We start from the raw sequence: 916 nt of genomic DNA, 5'->3' as shown, positions 1-916 counted from the left end.
GCGGAAGCCGGGGTCATTGTCTATCTGCCAATCTTGCGACCGGAGGATATCAATCATCTCCAACGGGCCATAGCTCAGGCGCTTGAATCTGACAGTGAAGAATATCGGCAAGATGCTAAAGCTCTACTCAATTGGCTCACCTCTCACGATAAACCAGTACGCAAATCATGGGGGACAACGCACCCTCAAGCATTCGGTGAAGCTTTGAAACGTCTCCCGGAGGAAAAACGTGAATCCTTACTGTCTCGCTGTCGCCATCTGGCACTAGCGCTACATCCCGGTCGCCTCAAAGGACGACTGGCAACCACAGGGCTAGATGCCAATACAACCTGGTGGTCACTCCTATACCGTGATTATTGCTCCCGGAGCTGAATATGATTGTCGATAAAATCGAAGATGCTTTTGCTTATTTTTCTCGCTACACATTAGGACGGGATTTTTCCCAGTATTGTGACCTACGCACAGTCATTGGGCTGACTCCCGACGACAGAATCCGACACCCCTCATTAGCCGCGCCGTACATTCATGTGACACACAACAATGATTACGCCAGCTGCTTTGAGGTTTTGGGCGCATTCAGAGAATTCAGTGAAGCCGAGCCTCGTACTGTGGGCGACATACCCGAGACTGATAGCTTTCTCAGGTTTGTTCTGAAACTCAGAGACTCCTTAACGGGCGATTTTAAAGCCTTGGGGCAAAAGTTATGTATTGTGTTCGAACGCGATCCTACGAGGGGAAAGGAAGAGATAACGCGGCTGGTTGAGCCTCAAAGACTGGCATATCGTAAGCTGGGGCTTGAACTGGACGATTTAGTGGATGAACAGATTGTCAAAATGTCGCCTTATGTTGCCAGAGAACGTGTTTGGTTGACGGTATATACCGCAATTTCATCACTTCCTCCGGGTGAACGTAAAGA

Annotated in this window: 2 pseudogenes; both read left to right on the top strand. The window is 49.2% G+C overall.

Features of this window, described 5'->3' with window-relative positions:
* A pseudogene (locus AACW11_RS19170) lies at nucleotides 1-372 on the top strand (TraT conjugal transfer protein); the annotation flags it as partial.
* A 2-nt stretch (nucleotides 373-374) separates the two neighbouring features.
* A pseudogene (locus tag AACW11_RS19165) lies at nucleotides 375-916 on the top strand (ATP-binding protein); the annotation flags it as partial.

The sequence above is a fragment of the Yersinia sp. Marseille-Q3913 genome, assembly GCF_963892745.1.
GTDB lineage: Bacteria > Pseudomonadota > Gammaproteobacteria > Enterobacterales > Enterobacteriaceae > Yersinia > Yersinia bercovieri.
This window is presented reverse-complemented; position numbering and strand designations above follow the sequence as displayed.